This window comes from Actinomyces sp. HMSC065F12, from assembly GCF_001814535.1.
Taxonomy (GTDB): domain Bacteria; phylum Actinomycetota; class Actinomycetes; order Actinomycetales; family Actinomycetaceae; genus Pauljensenia; species Pauljensenia radingae_A.
Genome location: NZ_KV816981.1, coordinates 27,049 through 27,740, shown reverse-complemented (window position 1 = coordinate 27,740; position 692 = coordinate 27,049). Strand labels below are relative to the sequence as shown.

The following is a 692-nucleotide window of genomic DNA, read 5'->3' as shown; positions in this document are numbered from 1 at the left end:
CGCGGGACATGTAGGCGGCATGCTGGGAACCAGCCAACGATGCCGGGCAAGCCGTGGCAGAGAAGTTTTTGTGCCCGAAGACGTTCTTGCCCCACTGGGGTCGGCCAAGGCCGTAGAACTTGCAGATCGCGGCGACGAGGTGTGCTCCGTTATCGAGGCACGCCTCCGACACAGCCCACGGGCTGGAGCTCACGTCCGCATGCTCGATGCCGATACTGGTGGTGTTGGCGGCAAAGTTGCCTGCATGCCAGGCGGTGTCGCGATCCCATACGAGCTGGCCGATTGTGCCGTCGGTTTGGACTTGGTAGTGGGCGGAAGCTGGACGGGTTTGCCACACGTCGTAGCAGCCCCTAATGGTGAGGTTTCCGGCGTTGTGGTGAATGATGACCTTATCGATCCGCCTGCCGTTGCGGCCGGGTGTGTAGTGTGTGTTCATGATGAGGTCGATGTCGGCCTCGAGCGCGAGCCAATTCTTCATGACTGGTTCTCCTTTGTATTTTCAGTGGTTGTTTCGGTCAGTGAGGGTCTTGTTTCGGCGCGGTTGGCGATCGCATCGAGCGCCCCACGCATTTGGGGTGGGACGGGTAGGCCGAGGCGGGTGGCGTTTTCGACCAGGGAGATGCCTTCGTTGGATAGGTAGAAGAAGATGACCGCCGCACGTAGCACGCCGGGTGCTCCGAGAATATGGACGT

At 60.5% G+C, this 692-nt stretch carries 2 protein-coding genes; both read right to left on the bottom strand.

Annotation, left to right across the window (positions count from 1 at the left end):
• On the bottom strand, positions 1 to 478 hold a 478-nt coding region (locus HMPREF2975_RS06150; protein ID WP_141757314.1), incomplete at its 3' end, for a peptidoglycan recognition protein family protein.
• The coding region (locus HMPREF2975_RS06145; protein WP_141757313.1) for a phage holin family protein at positions 475 to 692 on the bottom strand (218 nt) is incomplete at its 5' end. The genes HMPREF2975_RS06145 and HMPREF2975_RS06150, both read right to left, overlap by 4 nt.